The organism is Nocardiopsis sp. iso_238, assembly GCF_056173325.1.
Map to the genome: position 1 here is coordinate 1,851,707 of NZ_CM149668.1, position 16,675 is coordinate 1,868,381.

The window sequence follows — 16,675 nt, forward strand, 5'->3', positions numbered from 1 at the left end:
AAGGACGACTCATGCCCATGACACGTGTGTCCCGCAAGGTGCTGCAAGGCGGCGCCGTACTGATGTTCACCTCCCTGCTCGCGGCCTGTGGCGGGTCGGGCGGCGACGGCGGCGACCAACAGGTCTCCATGACGCTCGCGACCCCGACCTGGAACGCGGGGATCGCCTCGATCGCGGTGTCCCAGGAGATGGGCTACTTCGAGGACGAGGGCCTGGACGTCGAGATCATCCTGGCCGACTCCGCGACGACCCAGGTCCAGCAGATCGCGACCGGACAGGTGGCGACCGGGGCCGTCAGCCCCGAACCGGTGATCCTGGGCCGTGAGCCCGGCAAGAACCTCGACCTGACCTACTTCATGTCCTACTACAAGGACAACATCTACGGCCTGAGAGTCCCCGCGGACAGCGACATCACGTCGATCGAGGACCTGGAGGGCAAGACGGTGGGCGCGATCAGCCTCGCGAGCGCCTCGGTCACGCAGGCCCAGGTCGGTCTGCGTGAGGCGGGTGTAGCGGAGGACTCCGTGACGTTCGTCGCGATCGGGACGGGAGGCCAGCAGGCCACCGCCGTGGAGAACGGCCAGGTCGACGCGCTGGCCCTGCTGGACACGTCGTTCCAGGTGCTGGAGAACCAGGGGATCGAGCTGCGCGAGATCGAGGTCCCGGGGACCGACATGCTCACGAGCGGCGGACTCGCGGCCCGGACCGGTGACCTGGAGGAGGACCGCGAGCTGTACGTCAAGCTCGGACGCGCGATCGCCAAGGGCGTGGTCTTCAGCGAGGCGAACCCCGAAGCCGCCGTCGAACTGCTCTTCGACGCACACCCCGAGGCGCGCCCCTCGGGCCTCGACGACGACGTCGCCGTGGCCGCGTCGGTCTCCGTCCTCGAAGCGCGACTGGCCAACCTCGGTGCTGAGGACGACCCGTACGGGGCGATGGATCCGGAGGCGCTCCAGGCCAACGTGGACTTCCTGCTCGACGCGGGCGAGCTCACCCAGCCGGTGGACCCCGCCGACCTGTACGACGACTCGTTGATCCAGGACATCAACGATTTCGACCGCGCCGCCGTTCGTCAGGAGGCCGCCGACCATGCCTGATGACATGACCGTGATCGACCCCTCGGGGTTGAGCGCCCAGGAGAACTACCGGCTGCTCACGGGCTGCGTCGTTCCCCGCCCCATCGCGTGGGTGACCTCCGTGAGTCGCGACGGAAGGGCGAACCTGGCGCCGTTCAGCGCCTTCACGATGGTGTCCAACGATCCGCCCATGGTCGGGATCAACATCGGTCGCCGTGAGGGCGGGTTCAAGGACACGGCTCGCAATATCGCCGAGCGGGGAGAGTACGTCGTGAACATCCCCGGATGGGAGCACTGGAGGGAGGTCCACGAGTCGGGGGAGGTACATCCCCCCGGCGTCGACGAAGCCGAGATCCTCGGTCTCGGGACCGAGCCGAGCGACGTGGTGAGCGTGCCCCGGTTGGCCACCGCTCGGGTGAGTCTGGAGTGTCGGCTCGCGCGTGTGGTGGAGTTCGGTCGGGCCGGTGCGCAGTTCACGGTGGGGGAGGTCGTGCGGTTCCATGTGCTCTCGTCGGCGTTGGACGGCCTCAAGATCGACACCACGATGATTGATCCGGCCTCACGCCTGGCCGGTCCGACCTACGGACGGCTCGGGAACGTCGAACGACTCGGTGGCACGCCGTTGAGGGGCCCGGGGCAGGGGGAACCGTTGGCGGAGCGCGGCTGACCGGTTCAGTCGTCCGCGCCGAGCGACCGGGAGATCGTGGTCGCGGCACTCCGGAGTGCCGCGAGTTCGTCACTCTCGGCGTGGACGTCGAGCACGTCGCGGGTGCTCAGGAGCGCGAGTGACGCCGCGAGGCCGTGCTCGTCCCACACGGGAGTGGCGAGCACGGCGATGCCCCGGGTGCTGACCTGAGCGGCGTACCCGCGCTCGGACGTCTCGCGCACCAGACGCTCGATCCGTTCACGTTCCCCGTTCGGGAGCTGCCGCGAGGCCCGCACCACGCTCGGGGAGTCGGCCATGAAGGTGTGGAAGATGCCGGTCTGCGCGGCGGCGGTCGACAGCTGCATACCCACCCGGACGGAGACGACGATCTCGCGGCGCGGGGGTTCCTCGACGTGCGCCACGACCGGTGACGAGGAGCCCCAGAGGGACAGGACCGCCGTGATCTCGGTGTCGCGGGCCAGGGTCTGCATCGGGTCCACGGCGAGGCGCAGGATGTCGCGTCGGCCGAGAGCGAAGGCGCCGAGTTGCACGAGCGCTGGCCCCGGAACATAGGTGCGGTCGTCGCGGAGGGCGAGCACGTTGGCGTTGACCAGGGACGTCAGATAGCGGTAGGTCGTCGTGCGATTGAGTCCGATGAGGTCGGCGGCTTCGGTGGAAGTCACCGATTCACGATGCGGACCGAACAGTGCGAGGATCATTCCCACCCGGTCTACTGCTTGGATGTCCACTCCGGCGCCCCTTGACGTGATGTGTTCCGGTTGTTCACATGGCGACCACATCGTACCGTGCTCACGGGCACCCCGAGGAACCGCTGGCACCACGCAGCCCTTGCGGAACAGGCCCTGAGGGCCCCGTGGAGCCAGCGGGGAGCCGACCGTGCGCGTCGGGGAGGGCCTGACCAGGAGAGTCGTGGTCGCGGCGTCCGGGCACCGTGTCGCGGTCGTCCGGCGGCCTTCCACCGGGGCCGCGAGGCCCCGTGTCCACGCGCCGGTGGGCCCGTGTGTCTCCGTGCCCGCGTGGGCGGCGTCCCTCCGGTGGGAGCGGTCCGCGGACCCCTCAGACCGTCGCCCGGATGATCTCCACGGTGCGTGCCAGGTGGGGCTCGGAACGGTCGGCGCGGTGTGCGACGGCGAGTTCCACGTGCGCGTCGGCCCCGGTGAGTGGCCGGTAGGCGACGCCGTGGAGTTCCAGCGCCGTGACGGGTTCGGGCACGACCGCCACACCCAGACCCCCGGCCACCAGGGTGACCAGAGTCGAGGTCTCGCCGACCTCGTGGCGGATGCGCGGCTCGACGCCCACGTCGCGCAGAAGGCCCAGGACGATGTCGTACATCACCGACCGGCGGTCGGCGGAGTGCACGATCAGATCCTCACCGGCGAGGTCCTCGGAACGCAGCCGCCCGCGCCGGGCCAGGCGGTGGTTCACCGGCAGGGCGACGACCAGCCGGTCCCGACGCAGTGTGTGCACGACGATGGAGCGGTCGGCCACCGGGGGGCGCAACAACGCGACGTCGATCGTGCCCTTGCGCAGAGCCTCGACCTGGTCGGGGCCCAGCATGTCACCGCGGAAGGAGAACTCGACCCCCGGGAGTTCGACCGAAAGCCGACGGGAGAGAGTCGGCAGGAGGCTGTACGTCGCTGATCCCACACATCCGAGCGCGAGGCGGCCCACAGAGCCGGAGGCGACGAGGCGGGCGTGGTGGGTGGCCTGGTCGACGTCGGCGAGGATCCCGCGCGCCAGATCCAGGTAGACGCGACCGGACTCGGTGAGCTCGACGCGACGCGTCGTGCGGTGCAGCAGTTTGACACCGAGTTCCGCTTCGAGCTGGCGGATCTGTTGGGAGAGCGGCGGCTGGGCCATGTGCAGCCGATCGGCGGCCCGACCGAAGTGGAGTTCCTCCGCCACCGCGACGAAGTACCTGAGATGACGCAGATCCATATCTGATCCATATTAATAGCCTGGGATATGAGTACTTCAGGATATCGCGCTCAGGACCTAGCGTCAGTGCCATGAGTTCATTCCTGTACGCCGCGACACGGACGCCGTTCGGTCGCCTCAACGGCGCGCTGGCCGGGGTCCGCCCCGACGACCTGGCCGCGGCCGCGATCACCTCGACGCTCGCCAAGGTGCCCGAGCTCGACCGGTCCGCGATCGACGACGTGGTGTGGGGCAACGCCAACGGAGCCGGAGAGGAGAACCGCAACGTCGGCCGCATGGCGGCGCTGCTCGCCGGACTGCCGGTCAGCGTCCCGGGCACCACCGTCAACAGACTCTGCGGGTCCGGCCTGGACGCGGCGATGGCGGCCAGCCGGACGATCGAGTCCGGCGATGCCGAGGTCGTACTGACCGGTGGAGTGGAGTCGATGACGCGGGCGCCGTGGGTGCTGCCCAAATCAGCGAGACCGTTCCCGGTCGGTGACATCACCGCCGTGTCGACCACGCTCGGTTGGCGTCTGGTCAACCCGCGCATGCCGAAGGAGTGGACGGTGGGCCTCGGTGAGGCCAACGAACAACTCCAGGAGCGCTACAGGATCTCCCGAGAGCGTCAGGACCGGTTCGCCGCACGCTCCCACGAACTCGCCCACCGGGCCTGGGAGTCAGGCTTCTACGACGACCTGGTGACACCGGTGGGAGAGACCGACCTGGTTCGCGACGAAGGCATCCGAGCCGCGTCCACACCCGACGTGCTGGCCACGCTCAGGACCGTGTTCCGTTCACCCGAGCAGGGCGGCACCATCACCGCGGGGAACGCCAGTCCCCTCAACGACGGCGCGTCCGCGGTGCTCCTGGGCAGTGAGAGGGCCGCCGACACGATCGGGGCCGCCCCGATCGCCCGCGTCGCTGGCCGGGGGGTGATGGCGCTGGAGCCGCAGGCCTTCGGCTTCGCACCGGTCGAGGCCGCCAACCGTGCCCTGGCCCGAGCCGGGATCGGCTGGGACCAGGTGGGCGCGGTCGAGCTCAACGAGGCCTTCGCCGTGCAGGCGCTCGCCTGCCTCGACGCCTGGGGGATCGATCCCGCCATCGTCAACCAGAAGGGCGGGGCCATCGCGATCGGACATCCGCTGGGCGCCTCCGGCGGCCGCCTCCTCGCCACCCTGGCCAAGGTGCTGCGGGACTCGGGAGAGCGCTACGGCGTCGCCGCGTTGTGCGTCGGGGTCGGCCAGGGGCTGGCCGTCGTCCTGGAGAACTGCGCCGACACGGAGCGGGTCCGATGAGCCGCGCGGAGGTCGCCGAGAGCGCCGACGCCGCCGTGGCCGGGGTCGAGGACGGGGCCACCGTCCTCGTCGGCGGCTTCGGACTGGCGGGTATGCCGTTCGACCTGATCGAGGCGCTCATCCGCCAGGGAGCCAAGGACCTCACGATCGTGTCCAACAACGCCGGTAACGGCGAGGTCGGGCTCGCCGCGCTGCTCGCGGCCGGGCGGGTGCGCAGGGTCGTCTGTTCCTTCCCCCGGCAGGCCGACTCCTGGGTCTTCGACCGTCTCTACCGGTCGGGAAGGATCGAACTCGAACTGGTGCCGCAGGGCAACCTCGCCGAGCGGATGCGCGCGGCCGGGGCGGGCATCGGCGCCTTCTACTGCCCGACGGCGATCGGTACGCCTCTGGCCGAGGGCAGGGAGGAACGTGAGATCGACGGTCGCAGATACCTGTTGGAGTACCCGATCAAGGGCGACTACGCCCTGATCGGCGCGCACAGGGCGGACACGCTGGGCAACCTCACCTATCGCCGGACCGCACGCAACTTCGGGCCGGTCATGGCCACGGCGGCGACGACGACCGTCGTCCAGGTCGACCAGATCGTCGAGGCGGGAGCACTCGACCCCGAGGCCGTGGTCACCCCGTCCATCTACGTCGACCGGATCGTCCAGGTGGAGTCCCGTCGCCACACCGTCCAGGGGGCACGATGACCCACGCGAACGATCCCTCCACCGGAGCGCCGATGAGGGCCGACCACCGCCTGTCGATGGACGAGCTGGCCGCCGTCATCGCCGCCGACATCCCGTCCGGAGCCTTCGTCAACCTCGGGATCGGGCAGCCCACCCGGATCGCCGACCACCTGCCGACCGGCTCGGGGGTGGTGCTGCACACCGAGAACGGCATGCTCAACATGGGGCCGAGGGCCGAGGGCGACGCCGTCGACCCCGACCTGACCAACGCCGGCAAGGTCCCGGTGACCGAGCTTCCCGGATCGGCGTACTTCCACCAGGCCGACTCCTTCGCCATGATGCGCGGCGGACACCTGGACGTCTGTGTCCTCGGCGCCTACCAGGTGGGGTTCCAGGGCGACCTCGCCAACTGGCACACGGGTGAACCCGACGCCGTCCCGGCGGTCGGCGGTGCCATGGACCTCGCCATCGGCGCCAGGGAGGTCCACGTGATGATGCCCCTGTTCACCCGCTCCGCCCAGCCGAAACTCGTACCGCTCTGCACGTATCCGCTCACCGGGGTCGGCTGTGTCGGTCGCGTCTACACGGACCACGGCGTCTTCGAGGTCGGTGCCCAGGGAGTACGGATCCGGGAGACGTTCGGTGTCGGCGCCGACGAGCTGGCGGAACGGCTCGGCATCACCGACCCGGACACCGCGCTCACGGGCTGAGGGGAGTTCCGGAAGCGGGTCGGCGGAGTACGCGGCGCGTGAGCGGGACGTCGCGACGGCGGGGTGGGGGACGGTGCGCCCCCACCCCGCCGTTCCGCGACCTCAGTCTTCCTCGGGCTCCGGCCCCTCCGGCGTGAGGTAGTTGCCGATGAAGCCGAGGACACCGAAGGCCGCCGCCGCGCCGACGCTCGGGACGAACAGCAGGTCGGAGGCGCCGGTCACCCAGTCCGGACGCTGGAGCAGGACTCCGGCCATCTGTCCCAGGACCAGGAGCGCTCCGAGCGCCAGGCAGCAGACGAGACCGATCTTGAACAGCGCGCGGACCACGCCGAAGGTTCGGGACTTGAGAGCGAGCACGGTCATACCCCCGGGATCGGAAGGACGCCCCAACCGATCAGACAGCCGATCAGGAAGATCGGGATCATGTAGTAGACGATGAGCGGCAGGAAGGTGCTCTCCGGCCGTGCCCCGGTCAGGCCCGCGGCGACGAAGATCGAGCCGGAGGCGGGAGGGGAGGCCCCCTCGGTGGAGGCGAACACCAGGATCGCGATGATCGCGAGGAGCGGGTCGACCCCCACCCCGACCAGCGCGAGCAAGGAGATCTGACCGACCGCCGTCAGGGTGGCCGTGGACGAGAGCGGACCGGCGACCAGGGTGACCACCAATCCGACGACCACCACCATCACCGTGGAACCGACGGGCAGGGACTCCAGGATGACGTTGACGTCCTCCGCGAGACCCAGCCGCCCCAGGATCTCGCTCGCGGCGATCGCGAAGAACAGCAGGGCCCCGATGGTCGCGAACTTCGGCAGGGCGCCGTCCAGCAGACGGGACCAGTCGCGCACCGTCCGTGGGAGACGGTCCCGTCCGGCGAGGAGCGAGAAGCCGATGATGAGGATGGGGATCCAGGTCAGCAGTGAGATGTCGCCGACCGCGTCGCCCAGCGGTGTGGACTCGGTCAGGTAGGTGGCCAGGGGACCCACGGTGACGGCGATCGGGATGAGCGCGCCGAGGAAGATCGTCAGCGCACCGGCACCCTGACGCAGCGACGTGCGCATCGGCACCAGGTCGTGCTCGTCCACCTTGGGGACCCCGTCACGGCGGACGAAGTACGTGACCAGACCGATGCGCAACAGGATCTGGTACAGACCGGCGATCAGGAGACCCAGGTACACCTGTCCGGTGGTGACCATCCCCCCGGCGAAGCCGATCATGATGACCATCGAGGCACTGGGCGGCAGGGCCGCGCCCATTCCGCCGTTTCCGGCGAGCACGGTGGCCGCCCGGGTGGGGGTCCAGCCGGTGCGCACCATCCAGGGCCCGGTGAAGGATCCGCTGGAGGCGGTGTTCGCGGAGTTGGACCCGGACAGCGCCCCGAAGACCGCCGAACCGGCCGTGTCGATGAACGCGGGACCGCCGCGAACGCGCCCGAACGCGGAGTTGAGGATGGCCAGGATCTTCTGGATCAGCCCCGTGGTGTCGATGAGGTAGGCCATGAACACGAAGGCCAGGGCCGCGTAGAGCACGTCGTGGGTGAGGGCGTCGGCCAGCCCTCCCAGGAGGTACGCCGGTGCCCGCGTTCCGGCGAACAGGGCGGTGACGACGAGTCCGAGCAGCATGGCCTCGCCCATGTTCCGCTTGAACACGACGTTCCACACGATGATCACGGCGATGAACGCCGCGAGGGCTAGTAGCGCGATCGGCATGGGTCGACTTTCGGTGGAGGGGAGCTCTGGTGCCCGCGGACGGGCGGGGTGTCACTCCGGGGGAGCGACCGGGTGGGGGAGGGGGACCTCACGCGCGTTCCCTCCGGATGGCCTCACGGCGCTCGGCCTCGTCGGAGAGGACGAGCCGGGCGGCGCCGAGCGTCCGCTCGGCCTCCAGGCGGGGCACGACGAACACGCCGTCCCCGTCGGCCACCACGATGTCTCCTGGGGAACAGACCGCGCCGCCCACCGCGATGGTGCGACCGACGTGGCCGGGTCCGTCCTTGTAGGGGCCCGCCGGGGAGATCCCGGCTGACCAGACGGGGAAGCCGAGTTCGCGCAGTTCGTCGGCGTCCCGGACCGCGCCGTCGATCACCATCCCGCGCACTCCCCTGTTGATGGCGCGTTCGGCGATGAGCTCTCCCAACAGCGCTCGGGAGTCGTCGCCCCCTCCGTCCACGACCAGCACGTCGCCGGGGCGCGCGACGGTCAGCGCCTGGTGCAGCGCGCGGTTGTCACCGGGCCGCGTCTGCACCGTCAGAGCGCGCCCCGACAGCCGCGCCCCGGCCCAGACGGGCCTGATCCTGGAGGACAGGAAGCCGAGCCGGTCCCGCGCGTCCCCGATGGCGGCGGTGGGGATCGTCGCGTAGGCGTCGATCAGCCCTTCGTCGGGCTGTTCGGTCACGCGCGCCAGGTACCGGTGACGGTCGGCCGCGCCCGTGCTCACGGGGGCCTCCACCCGGAGTTCGTTCAACAGGGCGATGCTGGCGTCCAGTTCCTGGGAGCGCCGCACGGCGTGCAGCCGTGTCCCGTGGTCCAGCCGCTGAACCGCGGCGGGTCCGTCGCTGAGGGCGGCGGCCACCTGCTCACGCATCCACTCCTCCTCGCCCGCCGCGGTTCCGGCGTCCAGGGCCTCGGTGATCAGTGCCCCCAGCCCCTTCATGAACACGCTGCGCAGCAGCTTGCGCCCCGACGCTGCGCCCACGGTCCCGCCGATCGGCTCGGCGTCCGAACCCACGGCTCCCAGCGCCCGGGCGGCCTCCTCGGCGGCGGGTCCCGCGAGGAGGATGTTGACCTTCGGCCCGAACTTGACGACGGAACCGATGAGGGCCCCGTCGACCACGCGGGCCGCGCCATCGATGGTACGAGCCACATCCGTCTTGACCTGCGGCGAGGCCGCGTTGAGGTCGATGTAGACGGCGTCGGTTCGCAGCGCGGACACGGCTTCGCGGGCGACGGAGACCGCGTGGGCGGCCGTCGCCAGGCTCAGGACGACGTCCGCTCCGGCCACCGCCTCCGCGGTCGAGGAGGCGCGGTCGACGCCCTCGGGCGTCCGTACCGTGCTCGCGGGATCGAAGCCGACGGCCTGCCAACCGGCGGCGGCGAAGGCCTCCGCGAAGATCGCGCCGGCTTCGCCCAGTCCCAGGACGGCTACCTTCATCATTCCACCAGCTATCATTGAGTGATAGTTTCTCTTGTTGATTGATAGCGAGTGTGACCTGCGGCTCTCTCCGGTGTCAACCTGCCGGAAACCTCTCCGCTACCTTGGAGGGAGCAACGGCGAGCTGGATCGCCGTGTCCGGCGGGCCCCGAGGTCACCGACCGGGGGCGAGGAAAGTTTTCCGAGGGAACGCGAGCGAGGGAGTGGCGAGGCGAGCATGGGCGCCGGAGGCGGGAACCAGGGGCGCACGCTCGACCGTGCGCTGGACGTGCTCGAATGCCTGGAACGCGCGCGCGGTCCGCTGAGGCTGAGCGACATCGCCCGGGAGGCCGACCTGCACCTGGCCACCACCCAGCGGACGGTGAACCAGCTCGTGCGGCGCGGCTACGTCCAGCAGGGCCGCCTGGGGTACGCACTCGGGCCGGTGGTGTTGGGGCTGGCGCACGGCTTCGTGGTCAACGACCGCGTGAGCACGATCGCGACGCCGGTGCTCACCGAGCTCTCCGCGACCACGCGGCTGACCTCCTCCGTGTACGTCCGCTCGGGGGACGAGCGGATCCTCATCGCACGCGTCAGCGGAGCGGACCCCCTCCGCTACCAGTTCCCGATCGGGCGTCGGGTGCCGCTCGACGTCGGCGGCGGGAAGGTGCTGCTCGCCGCCTGGCGGGACGAGGAGATCGAGGACTACGTGCGCCGCTTCCCGGAGATCTCCCTGGCCTCAGGGCGGGTCCAGGGGGAGCGGGACCTGATGGCGGACGTCCGGGGAGTGCGTGAGGACGGCTACTACCTCGCGGAGTCCGAGCGGGAACTGGGCGCGCTGAGTCTGAGCGTGCCGGTGTACGACGCCGACAAGGAACTCGCCGGGGCGATCAACCTGGTGACGACGACCGACGTCACCAGCGCGGAGAAGCTGCTCACCTGGTTGCCCGAGCTGTCACGGGGGGCCGCCGCCATCGGCGCGCGCATCTGAACCGACCGCGAGTTGGTCGTTCCCGGGCGATGCGGGCCTTCGCGGCGGTAGGGGACGTCCGAGTCCCGACCCGCTGGCTCGTCACGCACCCCGAGGAGATGGACGCGGTCTCCCGCAGGGCCGACCCCGAACGCCTGACGGGGTCCCCCGACAACCCGGTGAACGCCCTCAACGCCTTCGTCACCGACCGCCTGGACAGCGGTGACCTGATCGCGGCCCCCGCACCCGCCGTCATCGGGGTACTCCAGGTCGTCATGCTGCTGCCCGTGAACGCCCGACGGCTGGCGGCCCCGGACTCCTACGCGCAGACCCTGGACCTGCTCGTGGACATCGTCGCGCGCGGCCTGGCCGCCCGGAAGGGGTAGACGTGCGTGCCCTCCTGCTCACCCACGGCACCCGTGGGGACGTCCAACCCTTCCTCGCCCTGGCCCTCGGCCTGAACGCCGCCGGGCACTCCGCCACCGTCGCGGGCCCGAGGTCCTACGCCTGGCTCGCCGCCGAGCACGGCGTGCCCTACCACCCGGTGGACGACGGGCCCAACGCCCTCATGGACGATCCGGAGATGAAGGGGGTGATGGAGACGGGGCTGCGCGGCCCGCGTGGCGCGGCCCAGACGGTGGCGCTGCTGCGCGAGATCACGCCGCGCATGCGACAGGTGTACGCCGACATGGCCGCGACCGCCGACCTGGGCGCCGACGTCGTCGTGCACGTCCCCGGCATGCCGGGAGCCCACATCGCCGAACACCTGGGGGTGCCCTCGGTCCCCGTGGCCCTGCAACCCTCCTGGGTGCCCACCCGGGCCTTCCCCGCGCCCGGGGTTCCCTGGCCCCGGTGGGTGCCCGACGCCCTGATCCCGGTGAGCTACCGGATGACCGCCCTGGCGCTGCGCGGCCAGCGCCGACTCGCGGACCGGCTCCGCGCGAGCCTGGGGCTCCCGGCCAGGCCCGGCCGCCACGACCCGCTACGGCGGCCCGACGGCACCCACGCCACCGTCCTCCACGCTTTCAGCCGGAACCTGCTGCCCGCGCGGGCCCGCTACCCCGCGTGGGTGCGGACCACCGGCTTCTGGACCCTTCCGTCGGACCGGGAGTGGGAGGCGTCGGCGGAGCTGGAGGCGTTCCTGACCGCCGGTGACCCTCCGGTGTTCGTCGGGTTCAGCAGCCTGCCCACCGCCGATCCCGCCGCGACGGGACGCCTGGTCGCGGCGGCCGTGCGACGCGTGGGAACGAGGGCGGTCGTGGCCGTCGGGGGAGGCGGTATCGACGCGGTCCCGAGCGGAGACGACCTCCTGGTCATCGACCGCGCACCGCACGAACGCCTGTTCCCGCGCTGTTCGGTGGTCGTCCACCACGCGGGGGCCGGGACGACGGGGGCCGCGGCCGCCGCGGGGCGCCCCCAGGTCGTGTGCCCCTTCTGGGGTGACCAGCCGTTCTGGGCCGACCGCGTCCACGAATCCGGGGCGGCCCCCGCCCCGGTGAACGGCGGACGGCTGACCGAGGAGGCCCTGGCCGCCGCGCTGTCCGACGCGCTCACCGAACCGGGAATCGCCGCACGCGCCGAGGACCTGGGGCGGCTGGTGTCGGCCGAGGACGGGACGGTCACGGCGACCCGAATCCTGGAGCGGGAGGTCGGGTGAAGCGACACGAGCCCACGTCCACACCCCCACAGCACCTCCCATCCTCGACCAGGCCGCAGTGACGTGCTTTCGCACGGAGGCGATGGTGACGGGCTCCGGGTCCGGCTGCGGACACGGGGAGGCCCGCACCGTCCCGGTACGGGCCTCCGTGGCATCAGAGTTCCGTCAGCCCTCGCCGCCAGCGGGCTCGGCCGACGGCAGGACGTGGGAGAGGCCGTGGGAGGCGAGCGGCTCCCGGAACGGCTCCCAGACGGTCGGATCGGCCAGGTTGGTGAAGAGCCCGTAGCAGGTGCTCGTCTCCCCGGTCACGAGTCCGTGCACCACGGCCTCGCCCGAGCCGCTCACGGAGTACAGCGGCCCCCCGCTGTCCCCGTGCGTGACCCGCTTCTCCCGAGTGCCCGCGCAGAGGAACTCCTCGTCCCAGATGCCTCCCTCCGTGTCGAATTCGGTGACCGGGAGCGTCACGCCGAGCAGCCGGCTCGACTTGACCGGGGACTGGGCGTCGGTGCTTCCCCAGCCCGCGGCCTGGAGGTGTTCCCCGGGCAGCGGTCGTGTGTTCGGACGGGGGAGGGCCGCGGTGTCGTACCGGAGCTCCTCGTCGAGCACGACGAGGCCGAGGTCGGTGTTGGTCTGTCCGGTGAAGGAGGGGTGGAGGTAGGCGGAGAAGCGGTCGTCGTTCACCACCGTCCCCGTGGTGGTGTTCGCGTCGGTCCGGCCCAGGACGAGCCGGATCTCGTCCTGGGGGTCGACGGGCAGGCAGTGCGAGGCCGTGGCGACGACCCGGCTGTCGACCAACGAACCGCCGCACACGTGTGACCAGGTCCCGTCCGGCTCCCGCAGTTCGATCTTCGCGACGAAGGGCAGCTGCCCGTCCGCGACGGGGGTTCCGCCGACGATCGCCGCCGCCGGTGACGCCGCGGTGAGGACGGCGCCGATCGCCGCGACGCCCGCGAGACAGATGGCCGCCTGACGGCCCATGGACTTGCGCAAGGGGTGACTCCCTGACTCCAGACGGTGTGGGGCCGGTCGGCCGCACCTGTCGGAGTCAAGGGGAGAGCGCGTTGCGGAAACGTCTCCGCTTTCCGACACACGGACGCAACGTCCGTCACGGAACGGGAGACGGGGGACGCCCGCAGGCGAAGACGAACGCTGGCGCGGCACGCCGAACACGGGGCAACACGGGGCCGATCGTGCATCAGATCCGCGTAGGGGGGAACCGCACAGGTCAACGACCACCGAAGGAGCAGAGTGAACCCCTCGTCCCCCCACGATCGGGAACCGGTCCGCAAGCCGTGGATCTGGATCGTTCTCGGCGCCATCGTCCTCGTGTCGGTCCCCTGGTACTGGCCGCCCGGGACGGTCCATCCGCTCGTCCTGGGCGTGCCCCTGTGGATGCTCGTCTCAGTGGTCGGCTCGGTCGTCCTGTGCGGCTACCTCAGCTGGGTGTGTAGGACCCAGTGGGGAAGCCGGGACGAGGAGTGAGGGGGACGACATGGACCAGCTGACCTTCGCCGGGGCTCCCGGCATCATCGTCCTGAGTGCCTACGCGGCCATGATGCTCGCCATCGGGTTCTGGGTCAGTCGCGGCCGCAGGGGCGTGCGCGACGACATGCAGAGTTACTACCTCGCGGGACGCAACCTCGGCGTCCTCGTGCTCTTCTTCACCCTGTACGCCACGCAGTACAGCGGAAACAACATCATCGGCTACGCGCCGTCCGCCTACCGGACGGGGTTCGCGTGGTGGCAGTCGGTCATGTTCATGACCGTCGTCATCGCGGGCTACCTGCTCTTCGCCCCGCGCCTGCACCGCGTCGCGCGCGAGCACGGGTTCATCACCCCCACCGACTGGCTGCGCCACCGGTTCGGCTCACCCGCGGTGAGCCTCGTCGCCGCCCTGCTCATGCTGTGGGCCCTGGGCAACTTCCTGCTGGAACAGCTCGTGGCCATGGGGCACGGCATCGCCGGTCTCACCGGCGGCACGGTGCCCTACCAGGTGGCCATGCTCGCCTTCGTGATCGTCATGCTGGCCTACTCCTGGCTCGGCGGGATGCGCGCGGTGGCCTTCACCGACGTGATGCAGGGAGGCGCCCTGCTGCTGGGGGTGCTGGTTCTGGTCGCGGGAGGGCTCTACCTGGTCGGTGGTGGGTTGGGTGAGGCGTTCGCCCACGTCGTGACGGCCGAACCCGACAAGGCGGCGACCCCGACGCGAGAGGGATCGGTGAGCTGGCTGTCGATGCTCCTGCTCGTCGGTATCGGGGCCGCCGTCTACCCGCACGCGATCCAGCGCGTCTACGCGGCGGAGAGCGCGGCGACCCTGCGGGGCTCGCTGGCCCGGATGGCCTGGATGCCCCTCATCACCACGGCGCTCGTCTTCGTGGTCGGCATCATCGCCATCCGGCTCTACCCGGGGCTCTCGGACGCCGAGTCCGAGCAGATCGTCGGCATGATCGCCAACGACGTCGCCGGGATCAACCCATTCTTCTACGTACTGATGATCCTGTTGTTCGGGGGCGTGGTCGCGGCGATCGTGTCCACGGCCGACTCGGTCCTGCTCTCCTTCTCCTCCATCATCTCCAAGGACATCGTGCGGGAGCACCTCGCTCCGGGCGCGGCCGAGAAGACCGTCCTGCTGGCGGGCAAGCTCGGGGGTGTCGTCGCGCTCAGCGGTCTGCTGGTGCTGGCCTGGAACCCGCCCACGCTCCTGGTCAACATCTTCGTGCTCAAGTTCGAGCTGCTGATCCAGATCGCCCCGGCGTTCATCGTCGGTCTGTACTGGAAGCGAATGGCGGCCGGTCCCGTCCTGCACGGCATGGTCGTCGGTGCGCTGATCTCCGGCGGCATGGCGCTGGCGGGCGTTCCCACGCTGTACGGCGTGCACGCGGGGGTCGTCGGTCTGGCCGTGAACACCGCGGTCGCGGTGCTCGGCTCCCTGCTGGTGACCCCGCGCCCCGCCCCCGAACCCGCCGAACCCTCAGGAGGGCGACCCGTCGAGGACGCCGGAGAGGAGGTCGTGGACGGGTCGCCCTGAGGCTGACCCGCGCGTGAGACGAGCCCTGGCCCTGACCCGCGTCGGGACCGGCGCGACCCGCTCGGAGGTCGTTCAGCGGAACACGGGGTGGACCGGAGAGCCGGGCCGCCTGTCACGCTCGGTCCGCTCCACCCGCCCGGCTGCTCCGGAGGGGAGACGCGGGCCAGGATCGGACCGGACGTCGGCGGCGGGACCACGTGGGGCCCGCGGGGCCACCCGTCGGTCATCTGGAGGACCCGACGGCCACCCCGGAAACGACGGAGGCGGGCTCCCAAGGGAACCCGCCTCCGCCCGAGCCCGCACCGAGGGGCGTCGTCACAGACCACGCCGACGGTCCGACCGCCCCCTGAGCCTCCACGCCGCGTTCAGCGCCGGGCCGAACCCGTCCACGGTGTCGGGGACGGCGGGACCCAGCGGTCCGCCCGCCTGGTCCGGGAGGCGACACCGTACTCGTCCCTGAGCTGCTCGGGGATGGCGTACTGCATGACCCGGCCACGGGTGAGGGAGCTCAGTTCGAACCGGGTGGTGAGGTGGCCGAGCCGGTCCAGGGCCCACTCGCCCAGCGGAGAGCGGTCCTCGATGCGCTCGAGGACGCCGAGCAGCGCGGGAGAGAGCCTGACGGCGGTGTCCCAACCGGTGCGCGGAACCTGGAGCCAGTCGGCGCAGGTGTCACCGATGAGGTAGCGGATGAGGGCGGCGACCACCGGGTCGAGGAGGGTCCCCGGGACGACCTCCTCATAGAGGTCGATGAGTTGGCGGGTCAGCCGTGCCCCCTCTTCGGAGGGGCCCATGTACCTGGTCATGTACAGGTCGGAGAACCTCCGGGCCTCCTCCAGGTCCGCCGGGGCGTGGTCGGGACTGATGCCGAGCATCTCACCGACGACGCGCCAGACGTAGAAGTAGGACTCCGCACCGTCGACCGACATGTGGATGCCGAGGCGGTGTAGCGCGTCCAGCACCTGGAGGGAGAACATCATCTGGCCGCCGATCATGTCCTCCTGACAGATCGGGGTGCCGAGCGCGGCCACGTCCCAACGGCCCTCACGGCTCATGTGGTAGCGGATGGAGGCGTGCAGCAGCCGCACCTTCTGGACCGCGGGGACGAACCGGCTCCCCGCCTCGAAGGCGTCGGGCCGCATCAGGTAGACGGCGAACTGCCCGGTCTCGGCCATGCGCCGCGAGGGGTACTCCAGGGCGTGGGTGGCACTGAGCAGCCTGGCCACGTGTGGGATGACGTAGCAGGCGGGCATCGCGGAGAAGGCCAGTGCGGTGGAGATGTGCACGTTGTTGTCCAGGAAGAACGACCGTGCCTTCTCCATCTCACCCCAGTCGACCCAGGTCGGCGGCGCGGAGGTGGCGCGCAGGTACTCACGGGCGACGTCCGGGAGTCCGTCGGGCAGGTCCTGCCCGGCGGTGGAGAAGTGGCGCATCAGGGTGTTGAACTTTCCGACCTCCCCGCGTTCGAACAGTTCCCTCACCGTCGCGTCCGCGAGTTCGTCCCCCAGGAGCCGTAGCGCGTCCGTGTTCCGTGGTGTGTGGGTCATGGCATTCCTTC

The 16,675-nt window shown here is 70.7% G+C and carries 17 protein-coding genes; 10 read left to right on the plus strand and 7 right to left on the minus strand.

Going from position 1 to position 16,675, the window contains the following annotated elements; genetic code table 11:
- Positions 1-11: 11 nt before the first annotated feature.
- Both AC0VYL_RS08230 and AC0VYL_RS08235 read left to right on the plus strand, forming a co-directional pair.
- Positions 12-1,097, plus strand: a complete 1,086-nt coding sequence (locus tag AC0VYL_RS08230; RefSeq protein ID WP_475482776.1) for an ABC transporter substrate-binding protein — start codon at positions 12-14, stop codon at positions 1,095-1,097.
- Positions 1,090-1,743 carry a flavin reductase family protein gene (locus AC0VYL_RS08235; RefSeq protein ID WP_475482777.1) on the plus strand — a complete coding sequence of 218 codons (654 nt, stop codon included), beginning with the start codon at positions 1,090-1,092 and terminating at the stop codon, positions 1,741-1,743. The genes AC0VYL_RS08230 and AC0VYL_RS08235 overlap by 8 nt, the downstream gene beginning before the upstream one ends.
- 5 nt (positions 1,744-1,748) lie before the next feature.
- Here AC0VYL_RS08235 and AC0VYL_RS08240 read toward each other — a convergent pair whose 3' ends face one another.
- Together AC0VYL_RS08240 and AC0VYL_RS08245 are read right to left on the minus strand one after the other, a co-directional pair.
- Complete coding sequence (locus AC0VYL_RS08240) at positions 1,749-2,522, minus strand: IclR family transcriptional regulator (protein ID WP_475482778.1); 774 nt, start codon at positions 2,520-2,522, stop codon at positions 1,749-1,751.
- Between the two features lie 277 nt (positions 2,523-2,799).
- Positions 2,800-3,681, minus strand: a complete 882-nt coding sequence (locus AC0VYL_RS08245; RefSeq protein WP_475482779.1) for a LysR substrate-binding domain-containing protein — start codon at positions 3,679-3,681, stop codon at positions 2,800-2,802.
- A gap of 71 nt (positions 3,682-3,752) precedes the next feature.
- Between AC0VYL_RS08245 and AC0VYL_RS08250 the strand changes: the two genes are divergently transcribed.
- The 3 genes from AC0VYL_RS08250 to AC0VYL_RS08260 are packed head-to-tail and all read left to right on the plus strand — an operon-like array spanning position 3,753 to position 6,339.
- The gene (locus tag AC0VYL_RS08250) at positions 3,753-4,958 is read left to right on the plus strand and encodes a thiolase family protein (protein WP_475482780.1); all 1,206 of its coding nucleotides are present in this window, start codon (positions 3,753-3,755) and stop codon (positions 4,956-4,958) included.
- Positions 4,955-5,650, plus strand: coding sequence for a 3-oxoacid CoA-transferase subunit A (locus tag AC0VYL_RS08255; protein ID WP_475482781.1), 696 nt, complete (start codon positions 4,955-4,957; stop codon positions 5,648-5,650). Before AC0VYL_RS08250 ends, AC0VYL_RS08255 begins: the two co-directional genes overlap by 4 nt.
- The gene (locus tag AC0VYL_RS08260; protein ID WP_475482782.1) at positions 5,647-6,339 is read left to right on the plus strand and encodes a CoA-transferase; all 693 of its coding nucleotides are present in this window, start codon (positions 5,647-5,649) and stop codon (positions 6,337-6,339) included. The genes AC0VYL_RS08255 and AC0VYL_RS08260 overlap by 4 nt, the downstream gene beginning before the upstream one ends.
- A 102-nt stretch (positions 6,340-6,441) precedes the next feature.
- On the opposite strand, the gene AC0VYL_RS08265 is transcribed toward AC0VYL_RS08260, so the two are convergent.
- The 3 genes from AC0VYL_RS08265 to AC0VYL_RS08275 all read right to left on the minus strand — a co-directional run bounded on the left by AC0VYL_RS08265 (position 6,442) and on the right by AC0VYL_RS08275 (position 9,489).
- On the minus strand, positions 6,442-6,702 hold the full coding sequence (locus AC0VYL_RS08265) for a hypothetical protein (RefSeq protein ID WP_475460886.1): 261 nt from the start codon (positions 6,700-6,702) through the stop codon (positions 6,442-6,444).
- Complete coding sequence (locus tag AC0VYL_RS08270) at positions 6,699-8,045, minus strand: TRAP transporter large permease subunit (RefSeq protein ID WP_475482783.1); 1,347 nt, start codon at positions 8,043-8,045, stop codon at positions 6,699-6,701. Before AC0VYL_RS08270 ends, AC0VYL_RS08265 begins: the two co-directional genes overlap by 4 nt.
- 88 nt (positions 8,046-8,133) lie before the next feature.
- On the minus strand, positions 8,134-9,489 hold the full coding sequence (locus tag AC0VYL_RS08275; RefSeq protein ID WP_475482784.1) for an RraA family protein: 1,356 nt from the start codon (positions 9,487-9,489) through the stop codon (positions 8,134-8,136).
- Positions 9,490-9,703: 214 nt separating this feature from the next.
- Between AC0VYL_RS08275 and AC0VYL_RS08280 the strand changes: the two genes are divergently transcribed.
- The 3 genes from AC0VYL_RS08280 to AC0VYL_RS08290 are packed head-to-tail and all read left to right on the plus strand — an operon-like array spanning position 9,704 to position 12,092.
- Positions 9,704-10,456, plus strand: coding sequence for an IclR family transcriptional regulator (locus AC0VYL_RS08280; RefSeq protein WP_475482785.1), 753 nt, complete (start codon positions 9,704-9,706; stop codon positions 10,454-10,456).
- 29 nt (positions 10,457-10,485) lie between these two features.
- On the plus strand, positions 10,486-10,821 hold the full coding sequence (locus tag AC0VYL_RS08285; RefSeq protein WP_475482786.1) for a hypothetical protein: 336 nt from the start codon (positions 10,486-10,488) through the stop codon (positions 10,819-10,821).
- A gap of 2 nt (positions 10,822-10,823) precedes the next feature.
- On the plus strand, positions 10,824-12,092 hold the full coding sequence (locus tag AC0VYL_RS08290; protein ID WP_475482787.1) for a glycosyltransferase: 1,269 nt from the start codon (positions 10,824-10,826) through the stop codon (positions 12,090-12,092).
- Positions 12,093-12,257: 165 nt separating this feature from the next.
- Here AC0VYL_RS08290 and AC0VYL_RS08295 read toward each other — a convergent pair whose 3' ends face one another.
- Positions 12,258-13,082, minus strand: coding sequence for a S1 family peptidase (locus AC0VYL_RS08295; protein ID WP_475482788.1), 825 nt, complete (start codon positions 13,080-13,082; stop codon positions 12,258-12,260).
- Between the two features lie 258 nt (positions 13,083-13,340).
- Here AC0VYL_RS08295 and AC0VYL_RS08300 point away from each other — a divergent pair, with 258 nt between their 5' ends.
- Positions 13,341-13,574 (plus strand): hypothetical protein, encoded by a 234-nt coding sequence (locus AC0VYL_RS08300; RefSeq protein WP_475460899.1) that lies wholly within the window; start codon positions 13,341-13,343, stop codon positions 13,572-13,574.
- A gap of 10 nt (positions 13,575-13,584) precedes the next feature.
- Positions 13,585-15,120 (plus strand): sodium:solute symporter family protein, encoded by a 1,536-nt coding sequence (locus AC0VYL_RS08305; RefSeq protein ID WP_475482789.1) that lies wholly within the window; start codon positions 13,585-13,587, stop codon positions 15,118-15,120.
- Positions 15,121-15,485: 365 nt separating this feature from the next.
- Here AC0VYL_RS08305 and AC0VYL_RS08310 read toward each other — a convergent pair whose 3' ends face one another.
- Positions 15,486-16,664: an oxygenase MpaB family protein gene (locus AC0VYL_RS08310; protein ID WP_475482790.1), complete on the minus strand. Its 1,179-nt coding sequence runs from the start codon at positions 16,662-16,664 to the stop codon at positions 15,486-15,488.
- Positions 16,665-16,675: the final 11 nt, after the last annotated feature.

What these genes read in the sequence shown, in the direction of transcription:
- AC0VYL_RS08230 (WP_475482776.1), top strand. Translation starts at nt 12, where the DNA reads ATGCCCATGACACGTGTGTCCCGCAAGGTGCTGCAAGGCGGCGCCGTA.
- AC0VYL_RS08235 (WP_475482777.1), top strand. Translation starts at nt 1,090, where the DNA reads ATGCCTGATGACATGACCGTGATCGACCCCTCGGGGTTGAGCGCCCAG.
- AC0VYL_RS08240 (WP_475482778.1), bottom strand. Translation starts at nt 2,522, where the DNA reads ATGTGGTCGCCATGTGAACAACCGGAACACATCACGTCAAGGGGCGCC.
- AC0VYL_RS08245 (WP_475482779.1), bottom strand. Translation starts at nt 3,681, where the DNA reads ATGGATCTGCGTCATCTCAGGTACTTCGTCGCGGTGGCGGAGGAACTC.
- AC0VYL_RS08250 (WP_475482780.1), top strand. Translation starts at nt 3,753, where the DNA reads ATGAGTTCATTCCTGTACGCCGCGACACGGACGCCGTTCGGTCGCCTC.
- AC0VYL_RS08255 (WP_475482781.1), top strand. Translation starts at nt 4,955, where the DNA reads ATGAGCCGCGCGGAGGTCGCCGAGAGCGCCGACGCCGCCGTGGCCGGG.
- AC0VYL_RS08260 (WP_475482782.1), top strand. Translation starts at nt 5,647, where the DNA reads ATGACCCACGCGAACGATCCCTCCACCGGAGCGCCGATGAGGGCCGAC.
- AC0VYL_RS08265 (WP_475460886.1), bottom strand. Translation starts at nt 6,702, where the DNA reads ATGACCGTGCTCGCTCTCAAGTCCCGAACCTTCGGCGTGGTCCGCGCG.
- AC0VYL_RS08270 (WP_475482783.1), bottom strand. Translation starts at nt 8,045, where the DNA reads ATGCCGATCGCGCTACTAGCCCTCGCGGCGTTCATCGCCGTGATCATC.
- AC0VYL_RS08275 (WP_475482784.1), bottom strand. Translation starts at nt 9,489, where the DNA reads ATGATGAAGGTAGCCGTCCTGGGACTGGGCGAAGCCGGCGCGATCTTC.
- AC0VYL_RS08280 (WP_475482785.1), top strand. Translation starts at nt 9,704, where the DNA reads ATGGGCGCCGGAGGCGGGAACCAGGGGCGCACGCTCGACCGTGCGCTG.
- AC0VYL_RS08285 (WP_475482786.1), top strand. Translation starts at nt 10,486, where the DNA reads ATGCGGGCCTTCGCGGCGGTAGGGGACGTCCGAGTCCCGACCCGCTGG.
- AC0VYL_RS08305 (WP_475482789.1), top strand. Translation starts at nt 13,585, where the DNA reads ATGGACCAGCTGACCTTCGCCGGGGCTCCCGGCATCATCGTCCTGAGT.
- AC0VYL_RS08310 (WP_475482790.1), bottom strand. Translation starts at nt 16,664, where the DNA reads ATGACCCACACACCACGGAACACGGACGCGCTACGGCTCCTGGGGGAC.